The following is a 1,415-nucleotide window of genomic DNA, read 5'->3' on the forward strand; positions in this document are numbered from 1 at the left end:
CAGCGCCGCAACCAGAAAGTGGTCGAAGAGTGCCCCGCGCCGAACATTCCCGACACCGTGCGCAAACAGCTGCACGACACCGCCGTGCGCCTGGCCGAAGCCGTGCACTACCGCAACGCGGGCACCGTGGAGTTCATTTACGACGCCGGTGAAAACACCTTCTACTTTCTGGAAGTGAACACTCGCCTGCAGGTAGAGCACGGCGTGACCGAGCAGGTCTATGACGTGGACCTGGTGGCCTGGATGCTGCGCCAGGCCGCCGGAGAGCTGGGGGATATCAAGCCACTGGGAGCCTCGCTGAAGCCCCGGGGGCATGCGCTGCAGGCGCGCCTCTACGCCGAAGACGCCAACAAAAATTTCCAGCCCAGCGCGGGCTTGCTGAGCGCCGTGGACTTTCCCCCGGCGGATGGCCAGGCGCTGCGGATCGATACCTGGGTGGAAGCCGGCCTGACGGTTTCGCCGTACTTCGACCCCATGCTCGCCAAGGTGATCGTCTGGCAGGACGATCGCGCCCGGGCCATCGATGCGCTGGACCAGGTATTGGCCCAAACCACCCTGGAGGGCATCGAAACCAATGGCGATTACGTGCGCCGTATTATCGCGACGCCCGAGTTCCACGCCGGTGAAGTGCACACCCGGTTTCTGAATGATCTGGCGTATCAGCCGCACACGATGGACGTACTGGCACCGGGCACCATGACCACTGTGCAGGATTTTCCAGGACGGGTCGGCTACTGGGATATCGGGGTGCCGCCCTCGGGTCCTTTCGACAATTATTCACTGCGCCTGGGTAACCGTCTGCTGGGTAACCCCGAAGGCACCGCCGGCCTGGAGATTACCCTCAACGGCCCGACTCTGAAGTTCAATACCGCCACGGATTTTGTTCTCGCAGGTGCGGCCTTGCACGCGACCCTGGACGATCAACCGGTTCTGTTTTGCCAGGTGGTGCGCGCCGAGCCGGGGCAGGTATTGACCATCGGAAAAGTCGTAGCCAGCGGCGCGCGCGCTTATCTGATGGTGGCCGGAGGCATTCAGTGTGCGGATTACCTGGGGTCGAAGTCCACCTTTACCCTCGGGCAGTTTGGCGGATTTGCCGGACGGGCGTTGCGCACCGGTGATGTATTGCATCTGGTGGAACAACCACTGTCGGAGCAGAGCTCCAGGGCACCGGAGGCCCTGCGCCCGGATATTGACGGCAACTGGCAGTTGCGGGTCATCTACGGGCCTCACGGCGCCCCGGATTTCTTTACCGAACAGGATATGCGCACCTTTTTCCAGCATCGCTGGGAAGTGCATTACAACTCCAGTCGCACGGGCATCCGCCTGATCGGTCCCAAACCCGAGTGGGCCCGCTCCGACGGCGGTGAAGCCGGGCTCCACCCGTCCAATATTCACGACAACGCCTACGCCATCGG

1 pseudogene is annotated in these 1,415 nt (G+C 62.8%); it reads left to right on the forward strand.

Features of this window, described 5'->3' with window-relative positions:
* Window positions 1-1,415, forward strand: a pseudogene (locus tag B3520_RS15540) (urea carboxylase); the annotation flags it as partial.

It is taken from the genome of Marinimicrobium sp. UBA4509 (genome assembly GCF_002388575.1).
Taxonomy (GTDB): domain Bacteria; phylum Pseudomonadota; class Gammaproteobacteria; order Pseudomonadales; family Cellvibrionaceae; genus Marinimicrobium; species Marinimicrobium koreense.